The organism is Streptococcus dentasini (assembly GCF_053206945.1).
On record NZ_JBRUHS010000006.1, the window covers coordinates 14,642 to 31,416 of the forward strand.

Below are 16,775 nucleotides of genomic sequence, written 5' to 3' on the forward strand. Positions count from 1 at the left end.
CTAGTAGTTACATACTAAGGCGTTTAATGTAAAATAGAAGGAGGCCTTCTCGTTTTTTTCTGTGTTGTAAGACTAGAAAATGTTATGTAGGCAAGAGAGACCTCCTTGGGTATGTACGTATAAAGGGGACGCATATGAAACAAACCAATTTGATTAAAATTTTGCTGATTGAAGATGATTTAAGTTTATCAAATTCAGTTTATGATTTTCTAGATGATTTTGCAGAGGTAACTCAGGTTTTTGATGGGGCAGAAGGGCTGTTTGAAGCTGAAACAGGTGTCTATGACTTGATTCTTTTAGATCTGATGTTGCCGGAAAAAGATGGTTTTATAGTCCTTAAAGAATTGCGTGAAAAGGGCATTAAGACACCTGTCTTAATTACGACGGCTAAGGAGGCTTTGGACGACAAAGGGCATGGTTTTGAACTAGGAGCGGATGATTATCTGACGAAACCATTTTATCTTGAAGAGCTGAAGATGCGTATTCAGGCTCTACTCAAGCGTTCAGGAAAATTAAACGATAGCAGTATTACTTACGGTGATTTGACTTGCGACATCTCAACCAATAGCGTTGTTGTCAACGGTAAGGAAGTCGATCTATTAGGTAAGGAATTTGATCTGCTTGTTTATTTCTTGCAGAATCAGAATGTTATCTTACCCAAAGCACAGATTTTTGACCGTATTTGGGGTTTTGACAGTGATACAACAGTCTCAGTAGTAGAGGTCTATGTTTCTAAGGTTAGAAAGAAATTAAAAGGTACAGACTTTGAAAAACACTTGCATACACTACGCAGTGTGGGGTATATCTTAAAGGATGTTATCTAGGCTAAAGAAACAGCTGTTTTCGGAAGGTTTCTCAACTTTTTTTCGATTTTTTTCAGTTTTTACGACCATTTTCTTAATTATGACTGTCATGATTTTGCAGATTATGCGAGTCGGAATTTATTCTTCGGTCGACGATAATATCGATAAGGCTGCCGATAATGTCGAATCTTATATTTATATGAATATGTATAAGGCGAACTTTTACTCAGCTTTTGAAGGCAGCAATGCTTCCAATTTATCAGTTTTCACAGATGGTGATGATTTTCTCGGTGACGGTAATAGCAATATTGGAGGAAGTAAAAGATCGCATGTAGAATTGAGTGCTAATGTTGAGATTATTCTCTATGACAGCAAGGGCAAGATCCTTAATAGTTCTGAGATCTTTTCAGGTCTCAATCGGCTGACTATGGATAAGAATCATCTCAATCAGGTAGAGGAAATTAGTGTTGATGGAACCTTTCGCGAGACGGAACACTATCGTTATAAAACCATAGCAGCGTCTGACAAGCGTTTTCCTAAAGTAGCTTACGTGACTATCGCCATCAGTGTTAATCAGCTGGATGGCTTGAGTTCACGTTACCGTTTTATCATTATTTCGGTGATGATTTTCTTTTGGCTAATTTCTATTTTTGCCAGCTTATATCTGGCTTATTGGTCGCGTAAACCGATCTTAGCTAGCTATGAGAAGCAAAAGAATTTTGTTGAAGATGCCAGCCATGAACTGCGGACACCTTTGACTGTTCTACAGAATCGCTTGGAATCCCTCTTTAGAAAGCCAGATGAGACTATCCTAGATAATTATGAGACTATTGCTTCTAGTTTGGAGGAAGTTCGAAACATGCGGATGTTGACGATTAACCTTTTAAACTTGGCAAGGCGGGATGAAAAGCTTAAAGCAACCCTTGAAGAAATTACTCCTAGTTTTTTTGATGCTATCTTTGAGAGTTATGCTATGATTGCTGATGAAAACGATAAGGGCTTTACCTTTTCCAACCAGCTAGATGCTTCTATTAAGTCTGATAAAACCTTAATTAAGCAGTTGATTACCATCTTTTTTGATAATGCTGTTAAATACACAGGCGACGACGGTGCTATTGATATTCAAGTGATGCTCAAGGATAAAAAGCTAGTGATTGCAGTAGCAGACAATGGTCCTGGTATCAGTGATGAAGATAAAATTAAGATTTTCGATCGTTTCTATCGCATTGATAAAGCTAGGACTCGTCAAACAGGTGGCTTTGGCTTAGGTCTGTCACTTGCTAAACAAATTACAGATGCCCTAAACGGAAGCATTACGGTTAATGATAATAACCCGACAGGAACTGTTTTTGAGATTAAATTAGTGGTATAGGATGAACTTTGTATAAAGTCCCATTCATTGTCAATTATAGCCGGTAACTAAAAAGATAGAACCAGATCGGTTCTATCTTTTTTTGGGGTATTTAAAGTAGTAAAAGTTCTTTTTTGAAGCTGGGGGAAACTCCTAAATCTAGACTTTTTTCATACTCTAAAGGGCTCTGTGACTTCCAGTTGGTATGGATTTACTACTTACAAAATTACAGAAGTCCACAAAAAAACCTCCAAAAGGAGGTGAATTCTATTAACCAAGTTTAGCTGCAAGACGAGCTTTATCACGGCTAGCTTTGTTTTTGTGAATCAGTCCCTTTGAAGCGGCTTTATCGATGCTTGAAGAAGCAGCGCGGAAAAGTTCTTCGGTTGGGTTTGCTTCAAATGCCTTGACAGCAGTGCGCAAAGCTGATTTTTGAGCTGAGTTTTGTGCGTTTTGTTTAACGTTTTTTTCAGCACGCTTGATAGCTGATTTAATATTTGCCAACGTTTTTCACCTCCAATTTTACTAACCATTCCATTATATAGAAATTTCAAGGGTTTGACAAGCCCTAATCATTTTTTCAGGTAAATTTTGTCAATCTTATGGCTTTGTGATTTATGCAATATCAATTCGGCACGGTTTCGAGTAGGTTCAATATAATTTTTTAAATTAAGAAGATTAATAGTCTTCCAAATGTTTTTGGCGACCTTTAAGGCTTCTTCAAAGCTAACTTTGGTCAAGGAGTGATAGTAATTGCGCTCGTCTTTTTTAGCCAGACGCAGGAGCGCTTGGAAGCGTTCCAAGTACCAAGTTTCAATCTGGGCAACCTCAGCGTCAATATAGATAGAAAAATCGTAGTAATCATTCATATAGAGGCGATGATTCTGCTGATTTTGGAAGACATTGATCCCTTCGACAATAAGAAAGTCAGGTGCTGATATGGTTTGCTTTTTATCAGGAATAATATCATAGATTTCATGAGAGTAGACTGGAATAGCCATCTCCTGACCATTTTTCATACTGTCTAAAAAGTTTATCAGCAGTTCCATATTGTAACTCTCGGGGAACCCTTTTTTGTCTAACAGGTTTCGCTCGACTAAGGTTTTATTGGGGTAGAGAAAACCATCTGTCGTCACCATCTCGACTTGACTGTCACGAAAGGTTCTGGCCAGTAGGAGCTGAAGCAGACGGCTAGTTGTTGATTTACCGACGGCAACTGAGCCAGAGATCCCGATAATGAAGGGTCTTTTTTTAGGGTGTCTTTGCAAAAAGATTCCCTTGGCAAAGCTGAGATTTTCTTGAGCATTCTTATAGATTTGAATGAGGCTGACCAAGGGCAGGTAGACATCGATAACATCTTGAATATCAATATTATCATTGAGACTTTTGATAGAATCTAATTCTTTTTGAGTTAATGGCGGTTGCCCGGAGTGACGTAACTGCTGCCAAGTTTGCCGATCGATAGCTTCAAAATTAATAAATTCATGAGACATAGGTCTATTGTAGCACAAAATATGATAAAATGAGGTAGCTGTGCAGGCAGAAAAAAACAAAAAGAAGACAAGAGTGAAAAAACGTTAGACATTAAAAAGCAGTCTTCTAGAGAATTTTTAATCGCTGACGAATTTCCATTTGAAACTTGGCGTTGGACCCATTTTTGTTTCTGATTTTTGAAAAAGACATCTCGTCAGTCTCTCTAGATCATTTCCCTATGCCTGGATCATCGACTGGGGCAAGCCACCACTGTATTACATATTATGGCTAGTTTATATGAAAAGATTGAAAATTTATGGAGGTGGGACAAACAGCCACGATGATTAATCCCATCAGGTAGGCCCAGCTTCTGATAAGGGGGTGTGGCCTCAAAAGTCTGTCTACTATAAAAAGTGTTGAAAGGAAAAAGTGAACCATTATGGCAAAGATGTATTATGCTGCTAATCCCGATGCTGATCATGACATTCATGATTTAAGGGTTCAACTTTTAGGGGAGGACTTGCATTTCTACACCGATGCAGGGGTATTTGCTAAAAAGATGGTTGATTATGGTAGCCAACTGCTCTTAAATCAGCTGAATTTCGAAGCTGGCAAAACAGTGTTAGATGTTGGCTGCGGTTACGGTCCTCTGGGAATTGCCCTAGCTAAGGCGCAGGGGGTTAGAGTGACTATGGTGGATGTTAATCATCGTGCCCTTGACTTAGCACGTCGCAATGCTGAACGCAATGGTATTTCAGCAACTATTTTTGCGTCATCGGCCTACAAGCAGGTTGAAGGAAGCTTTGATTATATTATCAGCAATCCTCCTATCAGGGCAGGTAAACAGGTGGTCCATGCCATCCTTGAAGGAGCTTATAACCATCTTAATGAGGGAGGCAGTCTAACGATTGTCATCCAGAAAAAACAGGGAGCACCAAGTGCAAAGGCTAAAATGTTGGACATTTTTGGCAATGTCGCTATCCTAAAAAAAGATAAAGGGTACTATATCTTAAGGAGTAAAAAAGATGAGAGCAGTTGATTTAATTCAGAAAAAACGAGATGGTTACGAATTAACCACTCAGGAGATTAGATGGCTTATCAATGGTTATGTAGCAGGCGATGTGCCTGATTATCAGATGTCAGCTTTTGCCATGGCGACTTATTTTAAGGGCATGACTATGCGGGAGACTCGCGACTTAACAATGGCAATGGTTGAGTCGGGAGATCAGCTAGACTTATCAGCTATTGCTGGTATCAAGGTGGATAAACATTCGACCGGAGGTGTCGGTGACAAGGTGACCTTGATTTTAGCTCCTTTAGTAGCGAGTTTTGGTATTCCTGTGGCTAAGATGAGTGGCCGTGGTTTGGGCCATACGGGTGGTACCTTGGATAAATTGGAATCCATTAAAGGTTATCAAATTGAGGTAACGCAGGCTGATTTTATTAGACAGGTACAAGACAAGGGCCTTGCTGTCATCGGCCAGTCAGAGAATATGGTAAAGGCAGATAAGCTTCTTTATGCACTGCGTGATGTTACTGCAACGGTTGATATTATGCCCCTTATTGCTAGCTCAGTTATGTCCAAAAAAATTGCAGCAGGGGCTGATGCTATTTTGCTAGATGTTACGGTCGGGAATGGTGCTTTTATGAAGAATTTAGATGATGCTCAAGCGCTTTCTGAGACCATGGTTAAGCTTGGCAGAGAAGTTGGACGCCAAACTGTAGCAGCAGTAACAGATATGAGTCAGCCTTTAGGGCAGGCCATTGGCAATCGTTTGGAGGTGCTAGAGGCAGTTGCTATCATGCAGGGTCAGGGGCGGACTGACATTACAAACTTTATTTGTCAGTTGGCGCAGCTGATGTTAAAACTAGGAGGAAGAGACGTTGATCTAGTAGAAATTAAAAACCACTTGACCAATGGTTCGGCTCTGCAGAAATTTGAAGATTTAGTAGCCGCTCAAGGGGGAGAGGTTTCTGATATTTATCGTCCTGTTAAAACAGAGTACATCTATGAGGTAAGAGCGGATAAGGCTGGTTATATTAGTGCTTTACCAGCGCTGTACTTTGGGCATTTCGCTATGGAACTGGGAGCTGGACGCTCCGTAAAAACCGATCAATTAGATTATGATGCTGGTATTATGTTCGAGAAAAAAGTTGGAGATACGGTTTTTTCTGGTGACTTGTTAGCAAAAATTTACTCCAATCGAAAAATTCCTCAAAAAAAGATTACAGAATTTGTAAAAAATGTTACAATAAGTGACGAGAAGACTGCCACACAAGAGATATTAACCATTATTGATTAGGAGAGTGCTGTGTCTATTAATAAATATATTGATCATACCTTATTGAAACCTGAGGCTACTAGAGAACAAATTGATGCTATATTGGCAGAGGCTAAGGAGTACGATTTTGCCAGTGTCTGTGTCAATCCTACCTGGGTCGCTCATGCAGCAGCAGCTTTAAAAGACTCCGACGTCAAGGTTTGCACCGTTATTGGTTTTCCTCTAGGCGCTAATACCTCTGCGGTCAAAGTTTTTGAAACTAAGGATGCTATTGCTAATGGCGCAGATGAAGTGGATATGGTTATTAATATTGGTGAGCTAAAATCAGGGAATACTGCTGCTGTTGAAGCGGATATTCGTGCTGTCGTTGAAGCGAGTGGGGACAAGTTAGTCAAGGTTATCATTGAGACTTGCTTATTGACAGATGCACAAAAGGTTAAAGCCTGTCAATTAGCTGTTTCAGCCGGTGCTGATTATGTCAAAACCTCAACAGGCTTCTCGACAGGGGGGGCTACGGTTCCTGATGTAGCATTGATGCGTCAAACCGTTGGATCTACCGTAGGTGTCAAAGCTTCCGGGGGTGCTCGTTCTTATGAGGATGCTCAGGCTTTTATTGATGCAGGTGCAACTCGGATTGGAGCCTCAGCAGGTGTAGCTATTGTTAATGGAGAAGTAGCTGATCATGACTATTGATTTAGTCCAGTTGGCCAAGGAGGCCAGCCAGTATTCCTATACGCCTTATTCGCATTTTCCAGTAGGAGCAGCCCTTTTAACAAAATCGGGACAGATCTTTCAAGGATGCAATATTGAAAATGCCAGTTTTGGTTTAACTAATTGTGCTGAGCGTACTGCCATTTTTAAGGCGATATCAGAAGGATACTCGGATTTTGCAAAGATTGCCGTTTACGGTTATACTAAGGAGCCAATCTCGCCCTGCGGTGCCTGCCGGCAGGTTATGGTAGAATTTTTTGATTTAGACTGTCAGGTAACCTTGGTTGCTAAGGATGGTGCGACAGTCGAGATGACAGTCGGTGAGTTATTGCCATACTCATTTCGGGACTTCGATTAAGTCCAGCTTATTTTGGATTAGACCCTAAGGGTTTAAGATATACTTGCAACCTAGTTGCGACTTTTTAGAGGAGGAGTTCATTTATGAAGATGAACAAAAAAATTATTGGTCTCGGTTTGGCTGCTGTAGCTGTATTTACACTTGCAGCTTGTAGTCGTTCGTCCCAGTCGGGCTCAGATAGTTCTGTTAAGGCTGCTATCGTAACCGATACAGGTGGTGTCGATGACAAGTCCTTTAACCAATCTGCTTGGGAAGGTTTGCAAGCTTGGGCTAAGGAAAACAAGCTGAAGAAGGATACAGATTATACGTATTTCCAATCAGATGATGAATCACAGTATGCGACAAATCTGGATTCGGCTGTAAGTAAGGGCTATAACCTTATCTTTGGTATCGGCTATAACTTGCACGATGCTGTTAGTGAAGCGGCTGAATCTAACTCTGATACTAATTATGTTATCATTGATGACGTTATTAAAGATCAGGATAACGTAGCCAGTGTCCTCTTTGCAGACAATGAAGGAGCTTATTTAGCAGGTATCGCGGCGGCTATGCAGTCTAAGACAGGAAAAGTCGGATTTGTTGGTGGTGTTGAGTCAGATACCATTACACGCTTTGAAACAGGTTTCAAAGCAGGTGTTGCTTCTGTTGATAAGAATATTGAAGTTGAAACCCAATATGTTGGTAACTACAATGATTCAGCTAAAGGACAAACGATTGCCGCTTCTATGTACTCTGGTGGTGTTGATGTGATTTACCATGCTGCTGGTGGTTCTGGTAAGGGAGTCTTTTCACAAGCCAAGGAAATTAACGAAGGCTTGGATTCTAACAGCGATGAAAAGGTTTGGGCTATCGGTGTTGACCGTGACCAATCCGAAGAAGGAAACTATACAGCTAGTGATGGTAAAAAATCAAACTTCATTCTAACTTCAACAATCAAGGAAGTGGGAACAGTTGTTAAAGATATTTCCAATGATCAATTAGATGGTAAGAAGTTTGAAGCTAAAACAACAACCTACGGTCTGAAAGATAAGGGTGTTGATATTGTGACCAAGAATTTACCAGATGATATCAAGAAGGCAGTCGATCAAGCCAAGAAAGATATTATTGATGGCAAAACAAAAGTTGATGATGGTGTGAAATAAACCAGCCTAAATGGTATAATAATTTCTAGAGGGCGACCTTAACGGTCGCTTTTTAAGAGACTGAGATAAGAGATTTCAAAACTTAACTAGGTTTGCTGTTCTATGGTTATGCAGCAGCTGAGTAGACATTCTGAATCCTTCATTGAGATGTTGTGTTGGTTGTTGTGGACAAACTTCTCTTTTAAACTGTTCGATCTGCAGAAGTTTTTAATATTACCTTGCTGGGATTCGGGCAGTCTATTCTCAGGAATTTGGATCACAAACTGTGCAAGCAAAGATACGTTTTTCTAGAACTTTTAGTAATTTTTCGTCAAATTCTCTATTTTTGTTTTGCCGATTGAAAGTCTTCATATCTTAATAAAGGAGAAGGGGCTAGCAAAAACTCGTCTACTATTCCTGTTTTAGAATGAACTCTTGGCACCGTAGCTGGAAGCAGACTTGTTAGCTTGGCCAAGAAGTCTTACCCCTCTCTCTTCACTGTCCTAAATCTGTTATTTGAAAGGAAACACTATGGCACAGGAAACTGTCATTGAAATGCGCAATATCACTAAAAAGTTTGGTGACTTTGTTGCTAACGATCATATCAATTTAGATGTCAAAACTGGTGAAATCCACGCCTTACTTGGTGAGAATGGAGCCGGAAAGTCGACCCTAATGAATATGCTGTCAGGCTTATTGGAACCAACAGAAGGAGAGATCCTTCTAAAAGGGAAAACGGTCAAATTGGACTCTCCTTCTAAGTCTGCTAGTTTAGGAATCGGGATGGTTCACCAGCATTTTATGCTGGTAGAGGCCTTTACAGTGGCTGAAAATATCATTCTCGGCAGTGAAGTTACCAAGGGGCCTTTTCTTGATTTAAAGAAAGCGACAGCAGACATTAAAGCGCTGTCTGAGAAATATGGTTTGGCAGTTGATCCAGAAGCCAAGGTTGCCGATATTTCGGTCGGTGCACAACAGCGGGTAGAAATTTTAAAAACCCTCTATCGTGGGGCAGACATACTGATTTTTGATGAACCAACAGCTGTTTTGACACCAGCGGAAATTGCGGAGTTGTTAGACATTATGCGCAATCTTGTCAAAGAAGGTAAATCTATTATTCTGATTACTCATAAACTTGATGAAATTAGGGCAGTGGCTGACCGAGTAACCGTTATCCGTCGAGGTCAATCGATAGAGACTGTTCCTGTAGCTGGAGCCAGCAGTCAGCAGCTAGCTGAGATGATGGTAGGCCGCGCTGTTTCCTTTAAGACTGACAAGGTTGCTTCTAATCCTCAAAATACTGTTTTAGCTATCGAAAACTTAGTTGTTGATGAAAATCGTGGGGTTCCTGCTGTTAAAGGACTATCGCTAAATGTTCGCGGTGGTGAAATTGTAGGAATTGCTGGTATTGATGGCAATGGGCAAACTGAGCTTATTCAAGCTATTACTGGCCTACGGAAGGTCAAATCGGGATCAATTAAAATTAAGGATCAAGAGGTTACCCAGCTGTCGCCTCGACATATCACGGAGATGAGTGTCGGTCATATTCCTGAAGATCGGCACCGTGATGGCATGGTTTTGGAGATGACCTTGGCTGAAAACATGGCTCTGCAGACCTATTATAAAGAACCGTTTAGCCACCGCGGTATTTTGGACTACGGCTTTATCAATAAAAATGCTAAGCGCTTGATGGACGAGTTTGACGTTAGGGCAGCAAATGAGCAGGTGCCTGCAGGATCTCTGTCAGGCGGTAACCAGCAGAAGGCCGTTATTGCGCGTGAAGTTGACCGGGACCCGGACCTTTTGATTGTCAGTCAGCCAACACGCGGCTTAGATGTCGGTGCTATCGAATATATCCGGCAGCGACTGGTAGCTGAACGTGATAAAGGAAAGGCTGTCTTGGTAGTCAGCTTTGAGCTGGATGAAATTCTTGATTTATCTGACCGTATTGCTGTTATCCACGATGGTAAAATTCAAGGAATATTAGCCCCTGAAAAGACGGATAAACAGGAATTGGGTGTTTTGATGGCAGGTGGAGAATTTACGAAGGAGGGCGTACATGTCTAAGAAAACGCAGAGCTGGGCTGTACCACTGATTGCTGTTCTATTAGGACTGCTGGCTGGTGCTGTTCTCATGTTAATATTTGGCTACAATCCCTATTGGGCTTATAATGATCTATTTTATTCAGCTTTTGGCTCCATCAAAAATATTGGTGAAATCTTACGGGCTATGGGACCGCTGATTCTGATTGGTTTGGGCTTTGCTGTATCTTCTAAAGCAGGATTTTTTAATGTTGGTCTGCCTGGACAGGCGCTAGCTGGTTGGGTTATGGCCGGTTGGTTTGCCCTTTCTTTTCCAGATTTACCCAAACCTATTTCTATCGTTTGTACGATTATTATTGGTTTAATTGCTGGAGGTATTATCGGTGCTGTTCCTGGGATTTTACGTGCCTACCTAGGTACCAGTGAAGTCATCGTAACAATTATGATGAACTACATTGTATTGTATGTTACAAAGGCTCTGATTTTAAATGTCTTCTCAAACGATCTGATGCGTACAACAACTGCTAGCATTAAGGTATCCGATTCGGCTTCTTATCAGACCAGTTTCTTATCTGCTCTGACAAATCATTCGCGTTTTAATCTCGGCTTTATTTTTGCTTTAATTGCAGTTGCGCTCATCTGGTTCCTCCTCAAGAAAACACGGACTGGTTATGAGATTACAGCTGTCGGTCTCAACCCAAATGCAGCTGAATATGCTGGCATGTCGTCTAAGCAGGTTATTGTTTGGTCAATGATTATTTCAGGTGCTTTAGCCGGTCTTGGTGGTACCGTAGATGGTCTTGGAACTTATGAAAATGTTTATGTTCAGACCAGCTCATTGCAAATTGGCTGGGATGGGATGGCAGTAGCTCTATTAGCCTCTAACAGCCCCGTCGGCATTCCTTTTGCAGCGCTTCTGTTTGGTGCTTTGTCTGTTGGTAAGACAGGGATGGTTGGCGTGCCTTCTGAAGTTATTGACGTTGTTTCGGCTCTGATCATCTTTTTTGTCGGTAGTAACTATATTATTCGACATTATGTTAAGCCCCGTAAAAAAGTAAAAGAAGGAGGTCAGTAAAATGGGATTTTTAGCAGTAATCGTCCTCTTAGTGTCGTCAACACTTAGATATTCAACGCCTCTGATTTTTACAAGTATTGGGGGAACCTTTTCAGAGCGCAGTGGGATTGTCAATGTTGGACTTGAAGGCATTATGGTTATCGGTGCTTTTTCAGGGGTTGTCTTTAATCTAGCCTATGCTGACAGCCTTGGAAAAGCGACACCTTGGGTTGCCTGTCTGATCGCTGGTCTAGTGGGCATCGTTTATTCACTAATTCATGCTGTGGCAACAGTTAACTTCCGAGCAGACCACGTTGTCTCTGGTACGGTGCTCAACCTCATAGCCCCTGCTTTGGCCGTTTTCTTATGTCGTGTTTTATATAGAAAGGGTGAAACGGATACTATCAGTCAATCTTTTGGCCGTTTCTCCTTTCCACTCTTACAGGATATTCCTGTGATTGGCCCCATCTTCTTTAGAAATACGTCTTTAATTGGTTATGTAGCTATTTTGGTAGCTTTTATATCTTATATTCTTATTTTTAAAACTCGATTTGGGCTGCGTTTGCGATCTGTTGGTGAACACCCGCAGGCAGCTGATACATTAGGCGTCAATGTTTATCTGATGCGCTATGCAGGTGTCATGTTATCCGGTTTCTTAGGTGGTATCGGTGGTGCGGTCTATTCTCAGGCTATTTCTAATAGTTTTTCTGTAACGACAATTGCAGGTCCTGGCTTTATTGCTCTGGCAGCGATGATCTTTGGACGTTGGAATCCTATTGGCGCAATGCTTTCTAGTCTCTTCTTTGGTTTATCTCAATCTTTAGCTATTATTGGCCACAAGATTCCAGGGTTAGCGCACATCCCGTCAGTTTATTTAGAAATTGCCCCTTATGTTATGACTATCCTTGTTTTAGCTGTCTTCTTTGGTAGGGCAGTAGCACCTAAGGCAGACGGTATCAACTATATTAAAACCAAATAAATCTATTTCTAAGGCTGGATACTCTAGGTTTCCAGTCTTTCTTCTATCTATTAAGAATTAACTGTGATAAAATAACAGTGAGTGAGATAATATAGAACAGGTATTGATAAAAATTGGGAGTATTAAAATATGTTGGCGAATCAATTAACTGTACATTTTCACAGTCGTCGGAAAGATTATAGTGATTATAGTGATTATAGTATGTGGAAATGGCTGGACGGCTACTGGGGAGAGGATGCGTATTTCGATGGGCAAGATGATTTTGGCTTAATCGGTAGGATCAGTTATCCTTTTGAGCGCTTTGCCAATCCAGTCCATCTGCTTGTTAAAACAGCAGATTGGTCTTTTCAGACTTGTGATTATGATGTTCGTCGTTTTTCTGGAGATGCGCCTAACAGTATTTGGTTAGTTGAAGGGGATCCGCAGGTGTACTATTCGAAGCAAGTTGCCTTAACCAGCCCCTTCTATACTGGTCAGGATAACCGCGCTTTTGATATGGGAATCAGAGCTAATGACTTTGATTATCAGTGGGCTTACCAAGGCTGGTTGGGTTTTCGTTACCAAGAGGAGCAAACGACATTTAAACTGTGGTCTCCCTTGGCTGACCATATCTACCTTCTCCTCTATCCAGAAGATGGCGGAGCTGTCCGTATCCTTCCTATGGAGCGGGGACATAAGATCAACACGGACCATCATGAACTCAATACCAGAGGAGTATGGTCTATCAGTGTAGATGGGAATCTTAAGAATTGGTCTTACCAGTATCGTATTTATCATGAAAAAGACTTTTATCAAGATACTAGGGACCCTTATAGCATCGCTTTGAGTCTTGATAATAGGCGCTCTTTAATTGTTGCGAAGGAGGATTTACAACCTCAAGGTTTTACGACCAAACACGGTAAGGAAGCGACGTGGCGGACGGAAAATGTTTGTTCAGCGGTTATTAGTGAGCTACACCTGCGCGATTTTACTATTGATGAGTCATCAGGTATTGCCGATGAGCTTAGAGGAACTTTTTTGGGGGCTTGTCAATCTGGTAGCCGAAACTCTTCCGGTCTAGCAACGGCTTTTGATCATATTAAGGCTATGGGATATTCCTATGTCCAGTTGCAGCCGGTTTTTGATCACCATAAGAGTTATGATCTTGATGGGCAGCTGAATTATAACTGGGGGTACGATCCTGAAAATTACAATGTCCCTGATCGCCAGTTTGCAGCAAATCAAGAGAATCCTAGAGCTCCGATTCTGGAGTTTAAACAAATGATTCAAGCTTATCATGACGCTGGTATTGGTGTTATCATGGATGTTGTCTATAATCACACCTACTCATCTTATAATTCTCCCTTTCAACTCTCTTGTCCCTATTATTATTACCGTATGCGCTCCGATGGTTCTTTTCAAGATGGATCTGGCTGCGGGAATGAAACCGCTAGCGAAAAAGAGATGTTTCGCAAGTATATGCTAGACTCTGTCCGATACTGGGCTGAAGAATACAATATCGATGGATTTCGGTTTGATTTAATGGGACTGCACGATGTCACTACGATGAATATGGTTCGAGATCTTTTGGATGGAATTGATTCACGTATCCTGTTTTACGGTGAAGGATGGGATATGGGAGAAGGCTTGGCGCCTAAACAAAGAGCAGCCAAAATCAATGCTGACCAGATGCCCCGTATCGCCTTTTTCAATGATAATGCGCGTGATGCTGTCAAGGGTTCAGAGGTTTACGGTGAGCTTAAAGCTGGTTTTGTCTCTGGAGCTCCAATGGAATGGGAAGTTTCTCAAGCGCTGATAGGCAGTCAGTCTTTTGCGCCTTACAGCAGTCCCAGGCAGGTTCTGAACTACGTGGAAGTTCATGATAACTACAATCTTAACGACCTCTTGACCATTTTTCACCCTAATGACAGTCTAGATGATCGTAAAGAACGGGTTTATTTAGCTAATGCTCTTAACTTACTCATGCAGGGAATCAGTTTTATGCAGTTAGGTCAGGAGTTCATGCGCAGTAAGCTTCATCCGACAGGTGCAGCTGGTGAGATGACATCTGAAGACTTACAAAGAGCCAGCAATAGTTACAACGCAGGAGATGCGGTCAATGCTATTGATTGGAATTTAGTCACCCAACATCAGAGTTTGTTGCAAGCTATTAAGAAACTGATTGCTATGAAAAAAGACGGACGTGAATTTTCAATGCCTACTTTTGATGATATAAAGGCGAATATTCGTATAAAGAGAAGCGATTATAATTCGGGTATTGTTCATATAAGTTTGGACAAAACCAATTTAATTTTTAATAACCGTGAAAAAAGCTTAAAAATAACCTGACAAACACTTTATAATATGTTATTATGATAGTGATAAATAAAGCGTTAACATTTCTAATGTTTGACTGGGTCATTGACAATTTAAGCAGCCTCGCCTAAGGGGCTGCTTTTTGTTTTTCTAGAAAAAGGGATTCTCTGATCAGATTAAGAAAAGGTGGTGGTTAGATGGATAAAGAATTAGAACTTTATACCTTCGGGACTGGTGAAAATTTTCATGTCCAAGATTATTTAGGTGTTCATAAGGAAGGTGAACAGTATAGTTTTCGGGTTTGGGCTCCACATGCTGAGCACGTTCAGGTGATCGGCGATTTTACAGGTTGGTTTGACAATCCTCTGGACATGATTTTGAATCACGCGGGAGTCTGGGAGGTTAGGACCGATCTAGCTCAGGAAGGTCAAATTTATAAGTATTTGGTGACACGCCGCGGTGGCCAAGTCGTTGAAAAAATTGATCCTTGTGCTCTCTATTTAGAAGAGAGGCCTGGAACAGGAGCGGTTATCAAGACTTTTGAAAATAGGAAATGGAAAGATGGCCTTTGGATGGGACGTCGGAAGCGATTCGGCTTCAAGGAGCGTCCAGTTAATATTTATGAGGTTCATTCCAGCTCATGGAAACTGGGCTCTGACGGTAAGCTCTTGACATTTAAAGATTTAACGAAGGAGCTAATCCCTTATCTGGTTGAGATGCATTATACACATGTAGAGTTTATGCCCCTCATGGCTCACCCTCTAGGGATGTCGTGGGGTTACCAGCTGATGGGATATTTTGCCTTTGAGCATACTTATGGTGAGCCTGAGGAATTCCAAGAGTTTGTCGAAACGTGTCACTTAAATAACATTGGAGTCATTGTTGACTGGGTTCCTGGGCATTTCACCCAGAATGATGATGCCTTGGCTTACTATGATGGGACACCTACCTTTGAATATGCAGATAGCGACCGTGCCCACAATAGGCGCTGGGGTGCATTGAACTTTGATCTCGGTAAAAATCAGGTCCAGTCCTTCATGGTATCCAGTGCTCTCTATTGGATTGAGCAATATCATATTGATGGTTTACGGGTTGATGCTGTCAGCAACATGCTTTACCGTGATTATGATGATGGGCCATGGACTCCTAATGTCTTTGGGGGAAACCGTAATTTGGAAGGTTTCAATTTCCTACAAAAGCTTAATGGCGTGATTCATTATCATCATCCAGATGTCATGATGATAGCTGAAGAATCCACAGCAGGAACGCCAATCACGGCACCGATTGAGTCTGGGGGATTGTCTTTTGACTATAAGTGGAATATGGGCTGGATGAATGATACACTTAAATTTTTTGAAGAGGATCCTATTTATCGCCAGTACGATTTCAATCTCCTGACTTTTAGCTTTATGTATGCTTTTTCGGAAAGCTTTATTTTACCTTTCTCGCACGACGAGGTTGTCCATGGGAAGAAGAGTCTCATGCATAAGATGTGGGGAGATCGCTACAATCAGTTTGCTGGTCTGCGTTGTTTGTACGCTTATCAGATGTGCCACCCCGGTAAGAAATTACTCTTTATGGGATCTGAGTTTGGCCAATTTTTGGAGTGGAAGTATGATTATCAACTGGAATGGGCTAACCTAGAGGATAAGCTTAACACTCAGATGCAACATTATACTGCACACCTCAATCAATTTTATAAGGAGAACAAACCTCTGTGGCAGATTGATGATTCCTACGACGGCATTGAGATTATTGATGCGGATAATGCTGCTGAATCTGTTTTATCTTTTGTCAGACGCGATAAAAAGGGGAACCTTCTGGTTTGTGTCTTTAACATGGCTCCAATTGAACGCAAAGAATTCACAATTGGTGTGCCAGTTGCAGGACTCTACGAGGAAGTTTTAAACACCGAGCTTGAAGAATTTGGGGGTGTATGGAAGGAATCTAATCCAGACTCTAAAACTCAAGCAGGCTTATGGAAGGACTATCAGCAGACTTTGACCTTTACCATGCCAGCTATGGGAGCCAGTATCTGGAAAGTTAAGCGTCGTTTGAAAAAATAGCATTGGGAAACGTCTAAGGGGAGTTGCTTGATTTACTTTTGGCGGTGACCGTTTCCAGAAAGGCGCTGGTCTGAAATAGAGAAACTGAAATGAAGCGCAGTAATACGGCTTTGTCTGCGGTGCTTTTTGCATTTTAATGGCTAAGGATGTCCTTGATTTTCTAAAGTTTATTAGGCTGTTGAAGTTTGTCTTTTCAACTAAGAATCAAGGAGTGATAATAGTAGGGGAGGAAATGCTTC

The 16,775-nt window shown here is 41.3% G+C and carries 14 protein-coding genes; 12 read left to right on the forward strand and 2 right to left on the reverse strand.

Features of this window, described 5'->3' with window-relative positions; all coding sequences use genetic code 11:
- Window positions 1–149: 149 nt before the first annotated feature.
- Entirely contained in the window at window positions 150–824 is a 675-nt protein-coding gene (locus tag ACVR1G_RS05780) for a response regulator transcription factor (protein WP_447452342.1), read from the forward strand.
- Window positions 814–2,175, forward strand: coding sequence for a sensor histidine kinase (locus ACVR1G_RS05785; RefSeq protein WP_447452243.1), 1,362 nt, complete (start codon window positions 814–816; stop codon window positions 2,173–2,175). Before ACVR1G_RS05780 ends, ACVR1G_RS05785 begins: the two co-directional genes overlap by 11 nt.
- 249 nt (window positions 2,176–2,424) lie before the next feature.
- Here ACVR1G_RS05785 and rpsT read toward each other — a convergent pair whose 3' ends face one another.
- Both rpsT and coaA read right to left on the reverse strand, forming a co-directional pair.
- Window positions 2,425–2,658, reverse strand: coding sequence for a 30S ribosomal protein S20 (gene rpsT, locus ACVR1G_RS05790; protein WP_447452244.1), 234 nt, complete (start codon window positions 2,656–2,658; stop codon window positions 2,425–2,427).
- A 68-nt stretch (window positions 2,659–2,726) separates the two neighbouring features.
- Window positions 2,727–3,647 (reverse strand): type I pantothenate kinase, encoded by a 921-nt coding sequence (coaA, locus tag ACVR1G_RS05795; protein ID WP_447452245.1) that lies wholly within the window; start codon window positions 3,645–3,647, stop codon window positions 2,727–2,729.
- Window positions 3,648–4,066: 419 nt separating this feature from the next.
- Between coaA and ACVR1G_RS05800 the strand changes: the two genes are divergently transcribed.
- The 10 genes from ACVR1G_RS05800 to glgB all read left to right on the forward strand — a co-directional run bounded on the left by ACVR1G_RS05800 (window position 4,067) and on the right by glgB (window position 16,536).
- The gene (locus tag ACVR1G_RS05800; protein ID WP_447452246.1) at window positions 4,067–4,666 is read left to right on the forward strand and encodes a class I SAM-dependent methyltransferase; all 600 of its coding nucleotides are present in this window, start codon (window positions 4,067–4,069) and stop codon (window positions 4,664–4,666) included.
- Complete coding sequence (locus tag ACVR1G_RS05805; RefSeq protein ID WP_447452247.1) at window positions 4,653–5,930, forward strand: pyrimidine-nucleoside phosphorylase; 1,278 nt, start codon at window positions 4,653–4,655, stop codon at window positions 5,928–5,930. The genes ACVR1G_RS05800 and ACVR1G_RS05805 overlap by 14 nt, the downstream gene beginning before the upstream one ends.
- A 9-nt stretch (window positions 5,931–5,939) precedes the next feature.
- On the forward strand, window positions 5,940–6,602 hold the full coding sequence (gene deoC / locus ACVR1G_RS05810; protein ID WP_447452248.1) for a deoxyribose-phosphate aldolase: 663 nt from the start codon (window positions 5,940–5,942) through the stop codon (window positions 6,600–6,602).
- On the forward strand, window positions 6,592–6,978 hold the full coding sequence (locus ACVR1G_RS05815) for a cytidine deaminase (RefSeq protein ID WP_447452249.1): 387 nt from the start codon (window positions 6,592–6,594) through the stop codon (window positions 6,976–6,978). The genes deoC and ACVR1G_RS05815 overlap by 11 nt, the downstream gene beginning before the upstream one ends.
- Before the next feature lie 89 nt (window positions 6,979–7,067).
- Entirely contained in the window at window positions 7,068–8,120 is a 1,053-nt protein-coding gene (locus ACVR1G_RS05820) for a BMP family lipoprotein (protein ID WP_447452343.1), read from the forward strand.
- A gap of 510 nt (window positions 8,121–8,630) precedes the next feature.
- Entirely contained in the window at window positions 8,631–10,166 is a 1,536-nt protein-coding gene (locus ACVR1G_RS05825; protein WP_447452250.1) for an ABC transporter ATP-binding protein, read from the forward strand.
- Window positions 10,159–11,217, forward strand: coding sequence for an ABC transporter permease (locus ACVR1G_RS05830; RefSeq protein WP_447452251.1), 1,059 nt, complete (start codon window positions 10,159–10,161; stop codon window positions 11,215–11,217). Before ACVR1G_RS05825 ends, ACVR1G_RS05830 begins: the two co-directional genes overlap by 8 nt.
- A 1-nt stretch (window position 11,218) precedes the next feature.
- On the forward strand, window positions 11,219–12,175 hold the full coding sequence (locus tag ACVR1G_RS05835) for an ABC transporter permease (protein ID WP_447452252.1): 957 nt from the start codon (window positions 11,219–11,221) through the stop codon (window positions 12,173–12,175).
- A gap of 129 nt (window positions 12,176–12,304) precedes the next feature.
- Window positions 12,305–14,503: a type I pullulanase gene (gene pulA / locus ACVR1G_RS05840; RefSeq protein WP_447452253.1), complete on the forward strand. Its 2,199-nt coding sequence runs from the start codon at window positions 12,305–12,307 to the stop codon at window positions 14,501–14,503.
- Window positions 14,504–14,667: 164 nt separating this feature from the next.
- Entirely contained in the window at window positions 14,668–16,536 is a 1,869-nt protein-coding gene (gene glgB, locus ACVR1G_RS05845) for a 1,4-alpha-glucan branching protein GlgB (protein ID WP_447452254.1), read from the forward strand.
- Window positions 16,537–16,775 lie beyond the last annotated feature (239 nt).

What these genes read in the sequence shown, in the direction of transcription:
- ACVR1G_RS05785 (WP_447452243.1), top strand. Translation starts at nt 814, where the DNA reads ATGTTATCTAGGCTAAAGAAACAGCTGTTTTCGGAAGGTTTCTCAACT.
- coaA (WP_447452245.1), bottom strand. Translation starts at nt 3,647, where the DNA reads ATGTCTCATGAATTTATTAATTTTGAAGCTATCGATCGGCAAACTTGG.
- ACVR1G_RS05800 (WP_447452246.1), top strand. Translation starts at nt 4,067, where the DNA reads ATGGCAAAGATGTATTATGCTGCTAATCCCGATGCTGATCATGACATT.
- ACVR1G_RS05805 (WP_447452247.1), top strand. Translation starts at nt 4,653, where the DNA reads ATGAGAGCAGTTGATTTAATTCAGAAAAAACGAGATGGTTACGAATTA.
- ACVR1G_RS05815 (WP_447452249.1), top strand. Translation starts at nt 6,592, where the DNA reads ATGACTATTGATTTAGTCCAGTTGGCCAAGGAGGCCAGCCAGTATTCC.
- ACVR1G_RS05820 (WP_447452343.1), top strand. Translation starts at nt 7,068, where the DNA reads ATGAACAAAAAAATTATTGGTCTCGGTTTGGCTGCTGTAGCTGTATTT.
- ACVR1G_RS05825 (WP_447452250.1), top strand. Translation starts at nt 8,631, where the DNA reads ATGGCACAGGAAACTGTCATTGAAATGCGCAATATCACTAAAAAGTTT.
- ACVR1G_RS05830 (WP_447452251.1), top strand. Translation starts at nt 10,159, where the DNA reads ATGTCTAAGAAAACGCAGAGCTGGGCTGTACCACTGATTGCTGTTCTA.
- ACVR1G_RS05835 (WP_447452252.1), top strand. Translation starts at nt 11,219, where the DNA reads ATGGGATTTTTAGCAGTAATCGTCCTCTTAGTGTCGTCAACACTTAGA.
- pulA (WP_447452253.1), top strand. Translation starts at nt 12,305, where the DNA reads ATGTTGGCGAATCAATTAACTGTACATTTTCACAGTCGTCGGAAAGAT.
- glgB (WP_447452254.1), top strand. Translation starts at nt 14,668, where the DNA reads ATGGATAAAGAATTAGAACTTTATACCTTCGGGACTGGTGAAAATTTT.